General features: G+C 42.0%; 1 protein-coding gene. It reads left to right on the forward strand.

Features of this window, described 5'->3' with window-relative positions:
- A partial coding sequence (locus RRF55_RS28580) for a metal ABC transporter permease (protein WP_439419382.1) occupies positions 1–224 on the forward strand: 224 nt, incomplete at both ends.

Raw genomic sequence — 224 nt, forward strand, 5'->3', positions numbered from 1 at the left:
ATATTCCAAGTTTAAGACCTGAGTTACTCAGCTATTTATTTGGTGATTTGCTCACGATCACATGGGTAGACCTGCCCGTTTTTGCCACTGTTATTGTTGTTGGATTGGCAGTGCTTTATAAAAGTTGGCAAGCTCAAATTCAAATCGCGATCGATCCTGATATGGCCGTCAGTGAAGGTGTCAGTGCGAAATGGCAACGTTTGATTTTTATGTTGCTACTGGCT

The sequence above is a fragment of the Klebsiella sp. K47 genome, from assembly GCF_051858335.1.
Classification (GTDB): Bacteria; Pseudomonadota; Gammaproteobacteria; order Enterobacterales; family Enterobacteriaceae; genus Klebsiella; species Klebsiella pneumoniae.